The sequence below is a fragment of the Pseudomonas sp. S3(2024) genome, from assembly GCF_036861315.1.
GTDB classification, from domain to species: domain Bacteria; phylum Pseudomonadota; class Gammaproteobacteria; order Pseudomonadales; family Pseudomonadaceae; genus Aquipseudomonas; species Aquipseudomonas putida_A.
The window spans coordinates 49,213-67,632 of record NZ_JAZAQQ010000009.1; the positions used below are offsets into that span (position 1 = coordinate 49,213).

Sequence of the window (18,420 nt, forward strand, 5' to 3'; positions counted from 1 at the left end):
GGCGAGGGAGCTTGCTCCCGCTGGGGCGCGAAGCGGCCCTGAAAATTTGGGGTCTGCTGCGCAGCCCAGCGGGAGCAAGCTCCCTCGCCACAAAAAGCGGTATGTGAGCACCCTCAAAACGCCCCGCCATCTTCAGATGCCGGGGCGTTTTGCTGTCTACGATTCAACTTGCCCCACCCCGGGCCGACAAACTGGCAATATCAAGCCTTTCGAAAGCGGAGATAACGGACATGTCCCTACGCACCCTGCTCACCACCCTGCTGCTCGGTTGCAGTTTTTCGGTGATGGCAGCCACAGAAATCGTGCCCCTCAACTACCGCACCAGCGCCGACATGCTGCCGATGGCGCAAGACTTTATCGGCAAGGACGGTCAGGTCAGCGCCTATGGCAATCAACTGATCATCAAGGCCGAGCCGGACAAGATTCAGGAACTCAAGGCGCTGATTACCCAGCTCGATACTGCGCCCAAACGCCTGTTGATCACGGTTGATACCAATGAAAACAACGGTCGCGGCGATGAAGGCTACTCGGTCAACGGCGCGCAGCCGAATCAGACCCGCATTATCAGCCGCAGCACCGCCAGCCGTGACGGCGGCGTGCAGCAAGTACAGGCCACCGACGGCATGCCGGCGCTGATTCAGGTCGGCCAAAGTGTGCCGATCACCAGCAGCCAGACCAACTCCTACGGCGACTACAGTAGCCAGACCCAATACCGCAACGTCACTCAAGGCTTCTACGTCACCGCCAGCGTCACCGGCGACATCGTTCACCTGGCAATCAGTACCAACCGTGACCGCATGAGCCAGGAACGCGCCGATGTAGTGAACGTGCAAAGTACCGACACAACGGTCAGCGGACGCCTGGGCGAATGGATCACCCTCGCCGGCGTAAATCGCCAGACTCAGGCAGACAAACAGGGCCTGACCCGCAGCTACTCGACTCAAGGCCGGGATGACATGACTTTACGGGTCAAAGTCGACGCCCTGGACTAAAGCACCGAAAACTGACTGATTAGTCGTATTAGACGAAAGATGTAGTGCTTAAAAAAAAGCACTACAAAACGTTTGACGAGCCAAAAAAGCGAAGGCATGATGGCCTCGCTCCCGCTAATCAGAGGCCCTGGCAAGGGCCTTCGAAGCGACGTTCGCACCTACCCCGCGAACCGCTTCGTGTCTGTACCGCCCACAAGGTGTGTTTGACGAGGTTGCCGACTGGAACGAAGTTGTCCCGAGGGACGGAAGCGTATTTAGGTAACCCGGCTTCACGCTGTAGTCCGTATAAAGGCCCACGACGCCCGAATGCGCCCGCAGTCCGCCACTACCTGCTCACTTCCCCTCGAGCCCATCGTTCATCCCGTCGCCTACCCCGCCGAATCCGACTTGACCACCTAAGCTTCTGGTCAGCGAGCGCAGGAATTTTCCACCGCAGAACAACTTTTCATAAAGACGCGACGAGGTTTATCTCCATGGCACTGACACGCGAACAGCAAATTGCAGCCCTTGAAAAAGACTGGGCTGAAAACCCGCGCTGGAAAGGCGTGACTCGCACTTACTCCGCTGCTGACGTCGTCCGTCTGCGTGGCTCGGTTCAACCTGAGCACACCTTTGCGAAAATGGGCGCCGAGAAGCTGTGGAACCTGGTGACCCAGGGTGCCAAGCCGTCCTTCCGCCCAGAGAAAGATTTCGTCAACTGCATGGGCGCCCTGACCGGCGGCCAGGCTGTTCAGCAGGTCAAGGCCGGTATCCAGGCGATCTACCTGTCGGGCTGGCAAGTGGCTGCGGACAACAACTCCGCAGAATCCATGTACCCGGACCAGTCGCTGTACCCGGTGGACTCGGTGCCAACCGTGGTCAAGCGCATCAACAACTCGTTCCGTCGTGCTGACCAGATCCAGTGGAAGGCCGGCAAGAACCCGGGCGACGAAGGCTACATCGACTACTTCGCGCCAATCGTGGCTGACGCTGAAGCCGGTTTCGGCGGCGTACTGAACGCCTACGAGCTGATGAAGAGCATGATCGAAGCAGGCGCCGCCGGCGTTCACTTCGAAGACCAGCTGGCTTCCGTGAAGAAATGCGGCCACATGGGCGGCAAGGTACTGGTTCCAACTCAGGAAGCCGTACAGAAGCTGACCGCTGCTCGTCTGGCGGCTGACGTTGCCGGCACGCCGACCATCATCCTGGCGCGTACCGACGCCAACGCGGCTGACCTGCTGACTTCGGACTGCGATCCGTACGACCAGCCGTTCGTGACAGGCGAGCGTACTCAGGAAGGCTTCTACAAGGTACGTGCCGGTCTGGATCAGGCGATTGCCCGTGGCCTGGCCTACGCACCGTACGCCGACCTGATCTGGTGCGAAACCGCCAAGCCGGATCTGGAAGAAGCTCGTCGCTTCGCTGAAGCGATCAAGAAGGAATACCCGGACCAACTGCTGTCGTACAATTGCTCGCCTTCCTTCAACTGGAAGAAAAACCTGGACGACGCGACCATCGCCAAGTTCCAGCGCGAACTGTCCGCCATGGGCTACAAGCACCAGTTCATCACCCTGGCCGGCATTCACAACATGTGGCACAGCATGTTCAACCTGGCGCACGACTACGCCCGCAACGACATGACTGCCTACGTGAAGCTGCAGGAGCAGGAATTCGCTGACGCCGCCAAGGGTTACACCTTCGTGGCTCACCAGCAGGAAGTGGGCACCGGCTACTTCGACGACATGACCACCGTGATTCAGGGTGGCTCGTCCTCGGTGACCGCGCTGACCGGTTCGACCGAAGAAGAACAGTTCCACTGATTCGGCTTCGCTGAGCAAACGGCCTTTGCGGATCGTATAGAAAGCTAACCGCAAAGCCGCAAAACTGACGCCCCGACTGGTTCGGGGCGTTTTTTTTTGCGCGTTGATTCCCCAAACACCACAGCCCCCCTTGTGGGAGCGGGCTTGCTCGCGAAAGCGTAGTGTCAGCCTGCACATGCGCGACTGACCCACCGCATTCGCGAGCAAGCCCGCTCCCACAGGTTTGACGCCCGCCGCGCGACGAAACATTGATCCAGACCAGTACTCAGGTCAGAAAAATCAGCTAAAACGGGCGCCACCGCTACTTGCAGTAACAGGCATATAAGACAACTTTCTGTTTACTGCACCGCTAAACAGTTACAAAACCACTCCAAACGATATTAATTATCATTTAGCTGCAACTATGTTCGTTACATTCCCTACAAAACATTATTTGCATAAACCCGGCTAATGCCCGCAACGCATGGGCTGCAGGGCATTGGAGGTACGCTATGTCCTTATTCCAATAAATAATTTCGCTATAGGAATTTTACTTGCCGGGTGTTTAGCCATAAAATCAGCGCGATTGATTGCTGCGACATATCGTCACTGCCTATTTCTTTATCAAGCTCAGAGACCTTTGCTCTCTGTTAAGGATTACCAGCATGCCCGAAGCGACAGGACTCATGGCCCACAACTGGGGCTTTGCCATTTTCCTTCTGGGTGTCGTCGGCCTGTGTGCCTTCATGCTTGGCGTCTCCAGCCTCCTCGGGTCAAAAGCCTGGGGCCGCAGCAAAAACGAACCGTTCGAGTCCGGCATGCTACCTACAGGTGGCGCCCGCTTGCGGCTCTCAGCCAAATTCTATCTGGTCGCGATGCTGTTCGTGATCTTCGATATCGAAGCCCTCTTTCTCTTTGCATGGTCTGTGTCCGTCCGCGAAAGCGGCTGGACCGGATTCGTCGAAGCTCTCGTTTTCATAGCAATTCTGTTGGCAGGTCTTGTCTACCTGTTCCGAGTGGGCGCCCTTGACTGGGCTCCGGAAGCTCGTCGCAAGCGGCAGGCGAAGCTGAAACAATGAGGCTTTGGCAATGCAATACAATCTCACCAGAATCGACCCCGATGCTCCTAACGAGCAATATCCGATCGGCGAACGGGAAACCGTTTCCGATCCGTTAGAGGATCAAGTTCACAAAAACATTTTCATGGGCAAGCTCGAAGACGTGCTGAGTGGCGCGGTCAACTGGGGGCGTAAAAACTCCCTGTGGCCGTACAACTTCGGCCTTTCGTGCTGCTATGTGGAAATGACCACCGCCTTCACGGCGCCCCACGACATCGCGCGCTTTGGCGCCGAAGTTATCCGGGCATCACCGCGTCAGGCCGACTTCATGGTTATCGCCGGTACCTGCTTCATCAAGATGGCGCCGATCATTCAGCGTCTCTACGAGCAGATGCTCGAGCCTAAGTGGGTTATCTCCATGGGTTCGTGCGCCAACTCCGGTGGCATGTACGACATCTACTCCGTGGTTCAAGGGGTGGACAAGTTCCTGCCCGTGGACGTCTACGTACCTGGCTGCCCGCCTCGTCCAGAAGCATTCCTGCAAGGCTTGATGCTGTTGCAGGAATCGATTGGACAGGAGCGTCGTCCGCTTTCCTGGGTCGTTGGCGACCAAGGCGTTTATCGCGCCGACATGCCTTCGCAGAAGGAACAGCGCCGCGAACAGCGAATCGCAGTCACCAATCTGCGCAGCCCTGACGAAGTCTGATCCAGTCTGTTTCAAAGAAACGAGAAGCTGGCTTCATTCTTTACGTTGACCGAAAGCGAAAAAATAACCATGACTACAGGCAGCGCTCTGTACATCCCGCCTTATAAGGCAGACGACCAGGATGTGGTCGTCGAATTGAACAACCGTTTTGGCGCCGAAGCGTTCACCGCTCAGTCGACCCGCACCGGCATGCCGGTGCTGTGGGTGGCGCGCGCCAGACTCGTCGAAGTCCTGACCTTCCTGCGCAACCTGCCCAAGCCGTACGTCATGCTCTATGACCTGCACGGCGTGGACGAGCGCCTGCGCACCAAGCGTCAAGGGCTGCCATCGGGCGCCGACTTCACCGTGTTCTATCACCTCATGTCGCTTGAGCGTAATAGTGACGTGATGATCAAAGTCGCCTTGTCCGAAAGCGACCTGAGCTTGCCGACCGTCACCAGCATCTGGCCGAACGCCAACTGGTACGAGCGTGAAGTCTGGGACATGTACGGCATCGACTTCAAAGGTCACCCGCACCTGTCGCGCATCATGATGCCGCCGACCTGGGAAGGTCACCCGCTGCGCAAGGACTTCCCGGCGCGCGCCACCGAATTCGATCCGTTCAGCCTCAACCTCGCCAAGCAGCAGCTTGAGGAAGAAGCTGCGCGCTTCCGTCCTGAAGACTGGGGCATGAAGCGTTCCGGGGCCAACGAGGACTACATGTTCCTCAACCTGGGCCCGAACCACCCTTCGGCGCACGGTGCGTTCCGCATCATTCTGCAACTCGATGGCGAAGAGATCGTCGACTGCGTACCGGACATCGGTTACCACCACCGTGGTGCCGAGAAGATGGCCGAGCGTCAGTCCTGGCACAGTTTCATCCCGTACACCGACCGTATCGACTACCTCGGCGGCGTGATGAACAACCTGCCGTATGTGCTCTCGGTCGAGAAGCTGGCCGGCATCAAGGTGCCGGAGAAAGTCGACGTCATCCGCATCATGATGGCCGAGTTCTTCCGGATCACCAGCCACCTGCTGTTCCTGGGTACCTACATCCAGGACGTCGGCGCCATGACCCCGGTGTTCTTCACCTTCACCGACCGCCAGAAGGCGTACACAGTGATCGAAGCCATCACCGGTTTCCGTCTGCACCCGGCCTGGTACCGCATCGGTGGTGTCGCCCACGACCTGCCGCGCGGCTGGGACAAACTGGTGAAAGACTTCGTTGAATGGCTGCCAAAACGCCTCGACGAGTACACCAAGGCGGCCCTGCAGAACAGCATCCTCAAAGGTCGGACCATCGGCGTCGCCCAGTACAACACCAAAGAAGCCCTGGAATGGGGTGTCACCGGTGCCGGCCTGCGTTCGACCGGTTGCGACTTCGACCTGCGTAAAGCGCGTCCATACTCCGGCTACGAGAACTTCGAATTCGAAGTACCGCTGGCCGCCAATGGCGATGCCTACGATCGCTGCATGGTCCGCGTCGAAGAGATGCGCCAGAGCATCAAGATCATCGACCAGTGCATGCGCAACATGCCGGAAGGCCCGTACAAGGCGGATCATCCGCTGACCACGCCGCCGCCGAAAGAGCGCACGCTGCAGCACATCGAAACCCTGATCACGCACTTCCTGCAGGTTTCGTGGGGTCCGGTCATGCCGGCCAACGAATCCTTCCAGATGATCGAAGCGACCAAGGGCATCAACAGTTATTACCTGACGAGCGACGGCGGCACCATGAGCTACCGTACCCGGATCCGTACTCCGAGCTTCCCGCACCTGCAACAGATCCCTTCGGTGATCAAAGGCAGCATGGTCGCGGACTTGATTGCGTACCTGGGTAGTATCGACTTCGTTATGGCCGACGTGGACCGCTAAGCATGAACAGCACGCTTATCCAGACAGACCGTTTCACCTTGAGTGAAACCGAGCGCTCGGCCATCGAGCACGAGCTGCATCACTACGAAGACCCGCGCGCGGCGTCGATCGAAGCCCTGAAGATCGTTCAGAAGGAACGCGGCTGGGTGCCGGATGGCGCCCTGTACGCAATCGGCGAGATCCTCGGCATCCCGGCCAGCGACGTTGAAGGCGTGGCGACGTTCTACAGCCAGATCTTCCGTCAGCCGGTCGGCCGTCACATCATTCGCGTCTGCGACAGCATGGTCTGCTACATCGGTGGCCACGAGTCGGTGGTCAGCGAAATCCAGAACAATCTGGGCATCGGCCTGGGTCAGACCACCGCCGACGGTCGTTTCACCCTGCTGCCTGTCTGCTGCCTCGGCAACTGCGACAAGGCACCGGCGCTGATGATCGACGACGACACCTTTGGCGACGTGCAACCTGCCGGCGTGGCCAAACTGCTCGAGGGCTACGTATGACCCTGACATCTTTCGGTCCTGCCAACCGCATCAAGCGTTCGGCCGAGACTCACCCGCTGACCTGGCGTCTGCGTGACGACGGCGAAGCCGTGTGGCTCGACGAATACCAGGCCAAGAACGGTTACGCCGCTGCGCGCAAAGCCTTCGCCGACATGGCTCAGGACGACATCGTCCAGACCGTGAAAGACGCCGGCCTCAAAGGTCGCGGCGGTGCAGGCTTCCCCACTGGCGTGAAGTGGGGCCTGATGCCCAAGGACGAATCCATCAACATCCGCTACCTGCTGTGCAACGCGGACGAAATGGAACCGAACACCTGGAAAGACCGCATGCTGATGGAGCAACTGCCCCATCTGCTGATCGAAGGCATGCTGATCAGTGCCCGCGCACTGAAAACCTACCGTGGCTACATCTTCCTGCGTGGCGAGTACACCACCGCCGCCAAGCACTTGAATCGTGCCGTGGAAGAAGCCAAGGCGGCAGGCCTGCTGGGTAAAAACATTCTGGGCAGCGGCTTCGATTTCGAACTGTTCGTCCACACCGGCGCCGGGCGTTACATCTGCGGTGAAGAAACCGCACTGATCAACTCCCTCGAAGGCCGCCGCGCCAACCCGCGCTCCAAGCCGCCCTTCCCTGCCGCCGTCGGCGTGTGGGGCAAGCCGACCTGCGTGAACAACGTGGAAACCCTGTGCAACGTGCCGGCGATCATTGCCGACGGCGTTGACTGGTACAAATCGTTGGCCCGCGAAGGCAGTGAAGACATGGGCACCAAGCTCATGGGCTTCTCCGGCAAGGTCAAGAACCCTGGCCTGTGGGAACTGCCATTCGGCGTCACCGGCCGTGAGCTGTTCGAAGACTACGCCGGCGGCATGCGCGACGGTTACAAGCTCAAGGCCTGGCAGCCAGGTGGCGCCGGTACCGGTTTCCTGTTGCCGGAACACCTCGACGCACAAATGTACGCCGGCGGCATCGCCAAAGTGGGCACCCGGATGGGTACCGGCCTGGCGATGGCGGTGGACGACAGCGTCAACATGGTTTCCCTGCTGCGCAACATGGAGCAGTTCTTCGCTCGCGAATCCTGCGGTTTCTGCACCCCGTGCCGTGATGGCCTGCCATGGAGCGTCAAGCTCTTGATGGCCATCGAAGAAGGCCGCGGTCAGCCAGGCGACATCGAGACCCTGCTGGGTCTGGTCGGCTTCCTCGGCCCAGGCAAGACCTTCTGTGCTCACGCACCGGGTGCCGTAGAGCCGTTGGGCAGTGCCATCAAATACTTCCGTCCAGAGTTCGAAGCCGGTATCGCGCCTGCAAGCGCCGCCGTCCCGCCTCTGGCAAGGCCGATCGTAATCGGCGCGTAAACGCTTAAAAAGGCGAAGGGTCCGTGCCCTTCCCCTTTCGTCCGATGACGCCTTTCGGGGCTGACTGGATTCGGACGGATAACAAGATTCCATTAGCCACGCCCGCTGACACCGGGCCAACGAAGACCTTTGAACCATGGCCACTATCCACGTAGACGGCAAAGCGCTCGAAGTCGACGGGGCAGACAACCTGTTACAGGCATGTCTGTCGCTGGGCCTCGACATCCCTTATTTCTGCTGGCACCCCGCGCTTGGTAGCGTCGGGGCCTGCCGCCAGTGCGCGGTCAAGCAGTACACCGACGAGAACGACACCCGTGGTCGCATCGTCATGTCCTGCATGACCCCTGCCACCGACAACACCTGGATCTCCATCGACGATGAAGAATCCAAGGCGTTCCGCGCCAGTGTTGTCGAATGGCTGATGACCAACCACCCGCACGACTGCCCTGTGTGCGAAGAAGGCGGTCACTGCCACTTGCAAGACATGACGGTGATGACCGGCCACAACGAGCGCCGTTATCGCTTCACCAAACGCACCCACCAGAACCAGCAACTGGGCCCGTTCATTTCCCACGAAATGAACCGCTGCATCGCCTGCTATCGCTGCGTGCGTTTCTACAAGGACTACGCCGGCGGCACCGACCTCGGTGTATTCGGCGCCCACGACAACGTGTACTTCGGTCGCGTTGAAGACGGCACCCTCGAAAGCGAGTTCTCCGGCAACCTCACCGAGGTCTGCCCGACCGGTGTGTTCACCGACAAGACTCACTCCGAGCGCTACAACCGTAAATGGGACATGCAGTTCTCGCCGAGCATCTGCCATGGCTGCTCCAGCGGTTGCAACATTTCCCCGGGCGAGCGTTACGGCGAACTGCGTCGCATCGAAAACCGTTTCAACGGTTCGGTGAACCAGTACTTCCTGTGCGACCGCGGCCGTTTCGGTTATGGCTACGTCAACCGCACCGACCGTCCACGTCAGCCACTGCTGGCCGACGGCACCAAGCTGGGCCTGGATCAGGCGCTGGACAAGGCAGCCGATCTGCTGCGCGGGCGCAATATCGTCGGTATCGGTTCGCCGCGTGCCAGCCTCGAAAGCAACTACGCGCTGCGTGAACTGGTCGGCGCCGAGCACTTCTATTCCGGTATCGAAGCCTCCGAACTGGAGCGCATCCGTCTGGTCCTGCAAGTGCTCAAAGACAGCCCGCTGCCCGTGCCGAACATGCGCGACATCGAAGACCACGACGCCGTGTTCGTCCTCGGTGAAGACCTGACCCAGACCGCCGCCCGTATGGCGCTGTCCCTGCGTCAGTCGGTCAAGGGCAAAGCTGAAGACATGGCCGAAGCCATGCGCGTTCAGCCGTGGCTTGACGCCGCGGTGAAGAACATCGGCCAGCACGAACTGAACCCGCTGTTCATCGCCAGCCTGGCCGAAACCAAACTCGACGACATCGCCGAAGAATGCGTTCACGCCGCTCCGGACGATCTGGCGCGCATCGGTTTCGCCGTGGCTCACGCACTGGACGCCAGCGCCCCGGCCGTTGAAGGTCTGGACGCCGAAGCCCAGGAACTGGCCAAGCGCATCGCTGACGCCCTGCTCGCGGCCAAACGTCCGCTGATCATCGCCGGTACTTCGCTGGGTTCCAAAGCCTTGATCGAAGCCGCTGCGAACATCGCCAAGGCCCTGAAGCTGCGCGAGAAGAACGGTTCGATCAGCCTGATCGTGCCGGAAGCCAACAGCCTTGGCCTGGCCATGCTCGGTGGCGAATCGGTCGACGCGGCGCTGCAAGCCGTGATCGACGGCAAGGCCGACGCCATCGTCGTGCTGGAAAACGATCTGTACACCCGCACCTCGAAAGCCAAGGTCGATGCCGCGCTGAACGCTGCGAAAGTATTGATCGTTGCCGACCACCAGAAAACCGCCACCACCGACCGCGCGCAACTGGTGCTACCAGCGGCGAGTTTCGCTGAAGGCGACGGTACGCTGGTCAGCCAGGAAGGTCGCGCCCAGCGCTTCTTCCAGGTTTTCGATCCGCAATACATGGATGCGAGCATCCTGGTTCACGAAGGCTGGCGCTGGCTGCACGCCCTGCGCTCGACCCTGCTGAACCAACCGATCGACTGGACGCAACTCGACCACGTCACCGCTGCCGTGGCGTCGAGCACCGAGCAACTGGCGCGTATCGTCGACGCCGCGCCGTCTGCCGCGTTCCGCATCAAGGGTCTGAAACTGGCGCGTGAACCGCTGCGTTATTCCGGTCGTACCGCGATGCGCGCCGACATCAGCGTTCACGAACCGCGCACCCCGCAAGACAAAGACACCGCGTTCGCCTTCTCCATGGAAGGTTACTCGGGCTCGGCCGAACCGCGTCAGCAAGTGCCGTTCGCCTGGTCGCCGGGCTGGAACTCGCCGCAAGCCTGGAACAAGTTCCAGGACGAAGTCGGCGGTCACCTGCGTGCTGGCGACCCGGGCATCCGCCTGATCGAAAGCACCGGTGATTCGCTGAACTGGTTCGCCGCTGCTCCGCGCGCCTTCAACCCGGCGCCGGGCACCTGGCAGGCCGTGCCGTTCTACCACCTGTTCGGCAGCGACGAAAACTCGTCGAAAGCCGCACCGGTACAGGAACGCATCCCGGCTCCGTACGTGGCGCTGGCCAAATCCGAAGCGGATCGCCTGGGTGTCAACGATGGTGCTCTGCTGAGCCTGAACGTGGCCGGCCAGACCCTGCGTCTGCCACTGCGCATCAATGAAGAACTGGGCGCGGGTCTGGTGGCCTTGCCTGCGGGCATCGCCGGCATTCCACCGGCATTCGCCGGCCTGTCCGTCGACGGTCTGCAGGAGGCAGCGCAATGACCTGGTTCACCCCTGAAGTGATCGATGTGATCCTGACGGTCATCAAAGCCATCGTGATTCTGCTGGCCGTTGTGGTCGCGGGCGCGTTGCTCAGCTTTGTCGAACGTCGCCTGCTGGGCTGGTGGCAGGACCGTTACGGCCCGAACCGCGTTGGCCCGTTCGGCATGTTCCAGATCGCCGCCGACATGCTGAAGATGTTCTTCAAGGAAGACTGGACCCCGCCGTTTGCCGACAAGGTGATCTTCACCCTGGCACCGGTGGTGGCCATGTCCGCCCTGCTGATCGCGTTTGCGATCATCCCGATCACCCCGACCTGGGGCGTCGCGGATCTGAACATCGGCCTGCTGTTCTTCTTCGCCATGGCCGGTCTGTCGGTCTACGCGGTGCTGTTCGCCGGCTGGTCGAGCAACAACAAGTTCGCCCTGCTCGGCAGCTTGCGTGCTTCGGCGCAGACCGTGTCCTACGAAGTGTTCATGGGCCTGGCCCTGATGGGCATCGTGGTGCAGGTCGGCTCGTTCAACATGCGCGACATCGTCGAGTACCAGGCGCAGAACCTGTGGTTCATCATTCCGCAGTTCTTCGGCTTCTGTACCTTCTTCATCGCTGGCGTCGCCGTGACTCACCGTCACCCGTTCGACCAGCCGGAAGCGGAACAGGAACTGGCAGACGGTTACCACATTGAATACGCCGGTATGAAATGGGGCATGTTCTTCGTCGGTGAATACATCGGCATCATCCTGATCTCGGCGCTGCTGGTCACCCTGTTCTTCGGTGGCTGGCACGGTCCGTTCGGCATCCTGCCGCAACTGTCCTTCGTCTGGTTCGCACTGAAGACCGCGTTCTTCATCATGCTGTTCATCTTGCTGCGCGCTTCCATCCCGCGTCCGCGTTATGACCAGGTGATGGATTTCAGCTGGAAATTCTGCCTGCCACTGACCCTGATCAATTTGCTGATAACCGCTGCGGTTGTGTTGTGGAACACACCTGCGGTTGCGGTTCAGTGAGGATTTGACCCATGTTCAAATATATTGGCGACATCGTTAAGGGTACCGGTACCCAGTTGCGCAGCCTGGTCATGGTCTTCGGCCATGGCTTCCGCAAGCGCGACACCCTGCAATACCCGGAAGAGCCGGTCTACCTGCCACCACGCTACCGTGGTCGCATCGTCCTGACCCGTGACCCCGATGGTGAAGAGCGTTGCGTAGCCTGCAACCTGTGCGCCGTGGCTTGCCCGGTAGGTTGCATCTCGCTGCAGAAAGCTGAAACCGAAGACGGTCGCTGGTACCCGGACTTCTTCCGTATCAACTTCTCGCGCTGCATTTTCTGCGGTCTCTGCGAGGAAGCCTGTCCGACCACCGCAATCCAGCTGACTCCGGATTTCGAGATGGCCGAGTTCAAACGTCAGGACCTGGTGTACGAGAAAGAAGATCTTTTGATCTCCGGCCCCGGCAAAAACCCTGATTACAACTTCTATCGTGTTGCAGGTATGGCAATCGCTGGCAAGCCGAAAGGCTCTGCGCAGAACGAAGCCGAACCGATCAACGTGAAGAGCTTGCTGCCTTAAGGAAGAACGATGGAATTCGCTTTCTATTTCGCATCGGGTATCGCGGTTGTGTCCACGCTACGTGTGGTCACCAACACCAACCCTGTGCACGCCCTGCTCTACCTGATCATCTCGTTGATCGCCGTGGCCATGACCTTCTTCGCCCTCGGCGCGCCGTTCGCCGGCGTGCTGGAAGTGATCGCCTACGCTGGCGCCATCATGGTGCTGTTCGTGTTCGTGGTGATGATGCTGAACCTGGGCCCGGCCTCGGTTCAGCAGGAACGCACCTGGCTCAAGCCCGGTATCTGGGCAGGCCCGGTGATTCTCGCCGCCCTGCTGCTGGCCGAACTGCTGTATGTGCTGTTCGCTCACCAGAGCGGTCAGGCCATCGGCCACACCACCGTCGATGCAAAAGCCGTGGGCGTCAGCCTGTTCGGCCCGTATCTGCTGGTGGTCGAACTCGCCTCGATGCTGCTGCTCGCCGCAGCCGTCACGGCGTTCCATTTGGGCCGTAACGAGGCGAAGGAGTAAGACATGCCTGCTATCCCTCTCGAACATGGATTGGCCGTTGCCGGGATCCTGTTCTGCCTTGGTCTGGTCGGCCTGATGGTCCGCCGCAACATTTTGTTCGTGTTGATGAGTCTGGAAGTGATGATGAACGCCTCTGCACTGGCCTTCATCGTTGCAGGCGCCCGTTGGGGCCAACCGGATGGACAGATCATGTTCATCCTGGTGATCAGCCTGGCAGCCGCCGAGGCCAGTATTGGCCTGGCGATCCTGCTGCAACTGTATCGCCGCTTCCACACGCTCGATATCGACGCTGCCAGTGAGATGCGCGGATGAACCTAATCTTTCTGACTTTTGTATTCCCTCTGATCGGTTTCCTGCTGCTGTCGTTCTCCCGTGGACGCTGGTCGGAAAACCTCTCGGCGCTGATCGGCGTGGGTTCCATTGGCTTGTCGGCGATTGTTGCCGCCTACGTCATCTGGCAATTCAACGTCGCGCCGCCCGAAGGCGGTCACTACACCCTGGTGCTGTGGAAGTGGATGGCGGTCGAAGGCTTCAAGCCTGACTTCGCCCTCTACATCGACGGCCTGTCGATCACCATGCTCGGCGTGGTGGTGGGCGTAGGCTTCTTGATCCACCTGTTCGCGTCCTGGTACATGCGCGGTGAAGCGGGTTACTCGCGCTTCTTCTCGTACACCAACCTGTTTATCGCCAGCATGCTGTTCCTGGTACTCGGCGATAACCTGTTATTCCTGTACTTCGGCTGGGAAGGCGTGGGCCTGTGCTCGTACCTGTTGATCGGTTTCTACTACAGCAACCGCAACAACGGTAACGCCGCACTCAAGGCCTTCATCGTGACCCGGATCGGCGACGTGTTCATGGCCATCGGCCTGTTCATCCTGTTCCAGCAAGTGGGCACGCTGAACATCCAGGAACTGCTGGTGCTGGCACCGCAGAAATTCCAGGTCGGCGACTTCTGGATCACCCTGGCGACCCTGATGCTGCTGGGTGGTGCGGTCGGTAAATCGGCGCAACTGCCACTGCAAACCTGGCTCGCGGACGCGATGGCCGGTCCGACCCCGGTGTCGGCACTGATCCACGCCGCCACCATGGTGACCGCCGGTGTCTACCTGATTGCCCGTACCCACGGCCTGTTCACCTTGGCGCCGGAAATCCTGCACCTGGTCGGCATCGTTGGTGGTGTGACTCTGGTACTGGCCGGTTTCGCCGCACTGGTACAGACCGACATCAAACGTATCCTCGCCTACTCGACCATGAGCCAGATCGGCTACATGTTCCTGGCGCTGGGCGTTGGTGCCTGGGATGGCGCGATTTTCCACCTGATGACCCACGCCTTCTTCAAGGCCCTGCTGTTCCTTGCTTCCGGCGCGGTGATCGTTGCCTGCCACCACGAGCAAAACATCTTCAAGATGGGCGGTCTGTGGAAAAAACTGCCACTGGCCTACGCCAGCTTCATCGTCGGTGGTGCTGCACTGGCCGCCCTGCCACTGGTCACCGCCGGTTTCTACTCCAAGGACGAAATCCTTTGGGAAGCGTTCGCCAGCGGCAACCACGGTCTGCTCTACGCAGGTCTGGTCGGCGCGTTCATGACTTCGCTGTACACCTTCCGCCTGATCTTCATCACGTTCCACGGTGAAGCCAAGACTGAAGCCCACGCCGGTCACGGCATCTCGCACTGGCTGCCACTGTCGGTGCTGATCGTGCTGTCGACTTTCGTCGGCGCGATGATCGTTCCACCGCTGCACGGCGTACTGCCTGAGAGCGTTGGCCATGCCGGTGGTGAAGCCAAGCACAGTCTGGAAATCGCTTCGGGCGCCATCGCCCTGGCCGGTATCCTGCTGGCGGCCCTGCTGTTCCTCGGCAAGCGTCGCTTCGTGACCGCGATCGCCAACAGCGGCGTCGGCCGTTTCCTTTCGGCCTGGTGGTTCGCTGCCTGGGGCTTCGACTGGATCTACGACAAACTGTTCGTCAAGCCGTACCTTGCGATCAGCCATGTACTGCGCAGAGACCCGCTCGACCAGACCATCGGTCTGATCCCGCGTATGGCCAAAGGCGGTCACACCGCCCTGAGCCGCACCGAGACCGGTCAACTGCGTTGGTATGCCGCCTCGATGGCTGCTGGTGCCGTGCTGGTAATCGGCGCCATCGTGCTGGTAGCGGTCTGATATGAACCTTGCGAATTTGCGAAAGGAAACGAGCCCGTCATGATTCTGCCTTGGCTAATCCTGATCCCCTTCATCGGCGGCCTGCTGTGCTGGATGGGTGAGCGCTTCGGCGCTACCCTCCCCCGCTGGATTGCGCTGTTGACCATGACCCTGGAACTCGCCCTCGGCCTCTGGCTGTGGGCCCACGGTGACTATTCATTTGCGCCGGCGCCTGGCGCCGATCCGACCTGGGCGCTTGAGTTCAAGCACGTCTGGATCCAGCGCTTCGGCATCAACGTACACCTGGCCCTCGACGGCCTGTCGCTGTTGATGATCCTGCTGACCGGTCTGCTGGGTATCCTCTCGGTACTCTGCTCGTGGAAAGAGATCCAGCGTCACGTTGGCTTCTTCCACCTGAACCTGATGTGGATCCTGGGCGGCGTTGTCGGCGTGTTCCTCGCCCTCGACCTGTTCATGTTCTTCTTCTTCTGGGAAATGATGCTGGTGCCGATGTACTTCCTCATCGCGCTCTGGGGTCACAGTTCTTCGGACGGCAAGAAAACCCGGATCTACGCGGCGACCAAGTTCTTCATCTTCACTCAGGCTTCCGGCCTGATCATGCTGGTGGCGATCCTCGGTCTGGTGCTGGTCAACTTCAACAACACCGGCGTGATCACCTTCAACTACGCCGACCTGTTGAAGACCAAGATGTCGATGACCACCGAGTACATTCTGATGCTCGGCTTCTTCATCGCCTTCGCGGTCAAGCTGCCAGTCGTACCGTTCCACTCTTGGCTGCCTGATGCGCACGCCCAGGCGCCGACTGCCGGTTCCGTCGACCTCGCCGGTATCCTGCTGAAAACCGCGGCCTACGGTCTGCTGCGTTTCGCCCTGCCGCTGTTCCCGAACGCCTCGGCCGAGTTCGCGCCGATCGCCATGACCCTCGGTCTGATCGGGATCTTCTACGGTGCGTTCCTGGCGTTCGCGCAAACCGACATCAAGCGTCTGATCGCCTTCTCGTCCGTTTCCCACATGGGCTTCGTGTTGATCGGCATCTACTCCGGCAGCCAACTGGCGCTGCAAGGTGCAGTGATCCAGATGCTGGCGCACGGTCTGTCGGCCGCGGCACTGTTTATCCTCAGCGGCCAACTGTACGAGCGTCTGCACACTCGTGACATGCGTGAGATGGGCGGTCTGTGGTCGCGTATCGCTTACCTGCCGGCGATCAGCCTGTTCTTTGCAGCCGCCTCCCTGGGTCTGCCGGGTACCGGTAACTTCGTCGGCGAGTTCCTGATCCTGATCGGTACGTTCGCCAGTGCGCCATGGATCACCGCGATTGCCACCTCCGGTCTGGTGTTCGGTTCGGTCTACTCGCTGATCATGATCCACCGTGCCTACTTCGGTCCGTCGAAATCGGATTCGATCCTGCACGGCATGGACGGTCGCGAACTGACCATGGTGCTGGGCCTTGCGGCGCTGCTGATTTACCTCGGCGTCTACCCGCAACCGTTCCTCGACACTTCCGCCGCCACGATGCATGGCGTGCAGCAGTGGCTCGGCACCGCCTTCACTCAACTCGCTTCGGCCCGGTAAGAGCGCTATGGAATTCACGATTCAACACTTTATTGCGCTAGCGCCACTGTTGATCACCAGCCTCACCATTATCGTGGTGATGCTGGCAATCGCCTGGCGCCGCAACCACTCGCAGACCTTCCTGATCTCGGTCGCCGGTCTGAACCTGGCCCTGCTGTCGATCCTGCCAGCCCTGAAAGTCGCGCCTCTGGCCGTGACCCCGTTGCTGCAGATCGACACCTTCGCCTGCCTGTACATGGCGCTGATCCTGGTCGCCACCCTCGCCTGTGTGACCCTCGCCCACGCCTACCTCGGCGATGGCGGTTCGGGTTACCCGGGCAATCGTGAAGAACTGTATCTGCTGATCCTGATGGCCGCCGCCGGTGGTCTGGTTCTGGTCAGCGCGCAGCACCTGGCCGGTTTGTTCATCGGTCTGGAACTGCTGTCGGTGCCGGTCTACGGTCTGGTGGCTTACGCCTTCTTCAACAAGCGTTCGCTGGAAGCCGGCATCAAGTATATGGTGCTGTCGGCCGCGGGTTCCGCGTTCCTGCTGTTCGGTATGGCCCTGCTCTACGCTGACGCCGGCACCCTGAGCTTCGTCGGTATCGGTCAGGCGCTGGCCACCACCAACCTGCCGAGCTCGCTGGCTCAGTTGGGTCTGGGCATGATGCTGATCGGTCTGGCGTTCAAGCTGTCGCTGGTACCGTTCCACCTGTGGACGCCGGACGTCTACGAAGGTGCTCCGGCACCGGTGGCTGCCTTCCTTGCGACCGCTTCCAAGGTTGCGGTGTTCGCGGTGATGGTGCGTCTGTTCCAGATCTCCCCTGCCGCGAGCAGTGGCGTGCTGAGCGACGTGCTGAGCGTGATCGCCGTCGCCTCGATCCTGTTCGGTAACTTGCTGGCCCTGACCCAGAGCAACCTCAAGCGTCTGCTCGGTTACTCGTCCATCGCGCACTTCGGCTACCTGCTGATCGCTTTGGTGGCGAGCAAGGGCCTGGCGGTGGAAGCCATCGGCGTGTACCTGGTCACCTACGTGATCACCAGCCTCGGCGCATTCGGCGTGATCACCCTGATGTCCTCGCCGTACAACGGCCGTGACGCCGACGCGCTGTACGAGTACCGCGGCCTGTTCTGGCGCCGTCCGTACCTGACCGCGGTACTGACCGTGATGATGCTGTCCCTGGCCGGTATTCCGCTGACCGCTGGCTTCATCGGCAAGTTCTACATCATCGCCACCGGTGTCGAGTCGCACCAATGGTGGCTGGTAGGTTCCCTGGTACTGGGCAGCGCCATCGGCGTGTTCTACTACCTGCGCGTGATGGTCACCCTGTACCTGATCGAACCGAACCTGCGCCGCCACGACGCTCAGCTGCACTGGGAACAGAAGGCAGGCGGTGTAATGCTGCTGGCCATCGCCCTGGTCGCTTTCTTCCTGGGTGTGTACCCGCAGCCATTGCTGACTCTGGTTCAGCAGGCGGGTCTGGCGGGCTGATATTCGGCTGGCTGGAAACGGAAACGGCACCTTCGGGTGCCGTTTTTGTT

The 18,420-nt window shown here is 60.3% G+C and carries 15 protein-coding genes; all 15 read left to right on the forward strand.

Translation table 11 applies throughout. The features are described 5' to 3' along the window. The first annotated feature begins 230 nt into the window (after positions 1–230). The 15 genes from VLA07_RS21525 (at position 231) to nuoN (ending at position 18,370) form a co-directional block, all read left to right on the forward strand. On the forward strand, positions 231–992 hold the full coding sequence (locus VLA07_RS21525; RefSeq protein WP_247268613.1) for a secretin N-terminal domain-containing protein: 762 nt from the start codon (positions 231–233) through the stop codon (positions 990–992). A 473-nt stretch (positions 993–1,465) separates the two neighbouring features. Beyond that, complete coding sequence (aceA, locus tag VLA07_RS21530; protein ID WP_003223815.1) at positions 1,466–2,791, forward strand: isocitrate lyase; 1,326 nt, start codon at positions 1,466–1,468, stop codon at positions 2,789–2,791. A 644-nt stretch (positions 2,792–3,435) separates the two neighbouring features. Beyond that, the gene (locus tag VLA07_RS21535) at positions 3,436–3,849 is read left to right on the forward strand and encodes an NADH-quinone oxidoreductase subunit A (RefSeq protein WP_003223812.1); all 414 of its coding nucleotides are present in this window, start codon (positions 3,436–3,438) and stop codon (positions 3,847–3,849) included. Between the two features lie 10 nt (positions 3,850–3,859). Continuing rightward, complete coding sequence (locus tag VLA07_RS21540; RefSeq protein WP_003223809.1) at positions 3,860–4,534, forward strand: NuoB/complex I 20 kDa subunit family protein; 675 nt, start codon at positions 3,860–3,862, stop codon at positions 4,532–4,534. Between the two features lie 69 nt (positions 4,535–4,603). Then, entirely contained in the window at positions 4,604–6,388 is a 1,785-nt protein-coding gene (nuoC, locus tag VLA07_RS21545; protein WP_027614664.1) for an NADH-quinone oxidoreductase subunit C/D, read from the forward strand. A 2-nt stretch (positions 6,389–6,390) separates the two neighbouring features. Next, a complete protein-coding gene (gene nuoE, locus VLA07_RS21550; protein WP_003223804.1) occupies positions 6,391–6,888 on the forward strand; it encodes an NADH-quinone oxidoreductase subunit NuoE in 498 nt (165 codons plus the stop codon). Then, entirely contained in the window at positions 6,885–8,240 is a 1,356-nt protein-coding gene (gene nuoF / locus VLA07_RS21555) for an NADH-quinone oxidoreductase subunit NuoF (protein WP_041073222.1), read from the forward strand. The genes nuoE and nuoF overlap by 4 nt, the downstream gene beginning before the upstream one ends. Positions 8,241–8,376: 136 nt before the next feature. Beyond that, on the forward strand, positions 8,377–11,091 hold the full coding sequence (nuoG, locus tag VLA07_RS21560; protein WP_333991249.1) for an NADH-quinone oxidoreductase subunit NuoG: 2,715 nt from the start codon (positions 8,377–8,379) through the stop codon (positions 11,089–11,091). Further along, on the forward strand, positions 11,088–12,095 hold the full coding sequence (gene nuoH, locus VLA07_RS21565; RefSeq protein WP_007964859.1) for an NADH-quinone oxidoreductase subunit NuoH: 1,008 nt from the start codon (positions 11,088–11,090) through the stop codon (positions 12,093–12,095). The genes nuoG and nuoH overlap by 4 nt, the downstream gene beginning before the upstream one ends. An 11-nt stretch (positions 12,096–12,106) precedes the next feature. After that, a complete protein-coding gene (gene nuoI / locus VLA07_RS21570) occupies positions 12,107–12,655 on the forward strand; it encodes an NADH-quinone oxidoreductase subunit NuoI (protein WP_003223795.1) in 549 nt (182 codons plus the stop codon). A 9-nt stretch (positions 12,656–12,664) separates the two neighbouring features. After that, positions 12,665–13,165, forward strand: coding sequence for an NADH-quinone oxidoreductase subunit J (nuoJ, locus tag VLA07_RS21575; protein ID WP_003223793.1), 501 nt, complete (start codon positions 12,665–12,667; stop codon positions 13,163–13,165). 3 nt (positions 13,166–13,168) lie between these two features. Further along, complete coding sequence (gene nuoK / locus VLA07_RS21580; protein WP_003223790.1) at positions 13,169–13,477, forward strand: NADH-quinone oxidoreductase subunit NuoK; 309 nt, start codon at positions 13,169–13,171, stop codon at positions 13,475–13,477. Then, entirely contained in the window at positions 13,474–15,327 is a 1,854-nt protein-coding gene (gene nuoL / locus VLA07_RS21585; protein ID WP_115990180.1) for an NADH-quinone oxidoreductase subunit L, read from the forward strand. The genes nuoK and nuoL overlap by 4 nt, the downstream gene beginning before the upstream one ends. A 39-nt stretch (positions 15,328–15,366) precedes the next feature. After that, positions 15,367–16,899: an NADH-quinone oxidoreductase subunit M gene (gene nuoM, locus VLA07_RS21590; protein WP_027614661.1), complete on the forward strand. Its 1,533-nt coding sequence runs from the start codon at positions 15,367–15,369 to the stop codon at positions 16,897–16,899. Between the two features lie 7 nt (positions 16,900–16,906). Beyond that, entirely contained in the window at positions 16,907–18,370 is a 1,464-nt protein-coding gene (nuoN, locus tag VLA07_RS21595) for an NADH-quinone oxidoreductase subunit NuoN (RefSeq protein WP_115990181.1), read from the forward strand. The last annotated feature ends 50 nt before the right edge of the window (positions 18,371–18,420 follow it).

Bases quoted from the DNA above. Each gene is read 5' to 3' on its own strand.
- VLA07_RS21525 (WP_247268613.1), top strand. From the start codon at position 231: ATGTCCCTACGCACCCTGCTCACCACCCTGCTGCTCGGTTGCAGTTTT.
- aceA (WP_003223815.1), top strand. From the start codon at position 1,466: ATGGCACTGACACGCGAACAGCAAATTGCAGCCCTTGAAAAAGACTGG.
- VLA07_RS21535 (WP_003223812.1), top strand. From the start codon at position 3,436: ATGCCCGAAGCGACAGGACTCATGGCCCACAACTGGGGCTTTGCCATT.
- VLA07_RS21540 (WP_003223809.1), top strand. From the start codon at position 3,860: ATGCAATACAATCTCACCAGAATCGACCCCGATGCTCCTAACGAGCAA.
- nuoC (WP_027614664.1), top strand. From the start codon at position 4,604: ATGACTACAGGCAGCGCTCTGTACATCCCGCCTTATAAGGCAGACGAC.
- nuoE (WP_003223804.1), top strand. From the start codon at position 6,391: ATGAACAGCACGCTTATCCAGACAGACCGTTTCACCTTGAGTGAAACC.
- nuoF (WP_041073222.1), top strand. From the start codon at position 6,885: ATGACCCTGACATCTTTCGGTCCTGCCAACCGCATCAAGCGTTCGGCC.
- nuoG (WP_333991249.1), top strand. From the start codon at position 8,377: ATGGCCACTATCCACGTAGACGGCAAAGCGCTCGAAGTCGACGGGGCA.
- nuoH (WP_007964859.1), top strand. From the start codon at position 11,088: ATGACCTGGTTCACCCCTGAAGTGATCGATGTGATCCTGACGGTCATC.
- nuoI (WP_003223795.1), top strand. From the start codon at position 12,107: ATGTTCAAATATATTGGCGACATCGTTAAGGGTACCGGTACCCAGTTG.
- nuoJ (WP_003223793.1), top strand. From the start codon at position 12,665: ATGGAATTCGCTTTCTATTTCGCATCGGGTATCGCGGTTGTGTCCACG.
- nuoK (WP_003223790.1), top strand. From the start codon at position 13,169: ATGCCTGCTATCCCTCTCGAACATGGATTGGCCGTTGCCGGGATCCTG.
- nuoL (WP_115990180.1), top strand. From the start codon at position 13,474: ATGAACCTAATCTTTCTGACTTTTGTATTCCCTCTGATCGGTTTCCTG.
- nuoM (WP_027614661.1), top strand. From the start codon at position 15,367: ATGATTCTGCCTTGGCTAATCCTGATCCCCTTCATCGGCGGCCTGCTG.
- nuoN (WP_115990181.1), top strand. From the start codon at position 16,907: ATGGAATTCACGATTCAACACTTTATTGCGCTAGCGCCACTGTTGATC.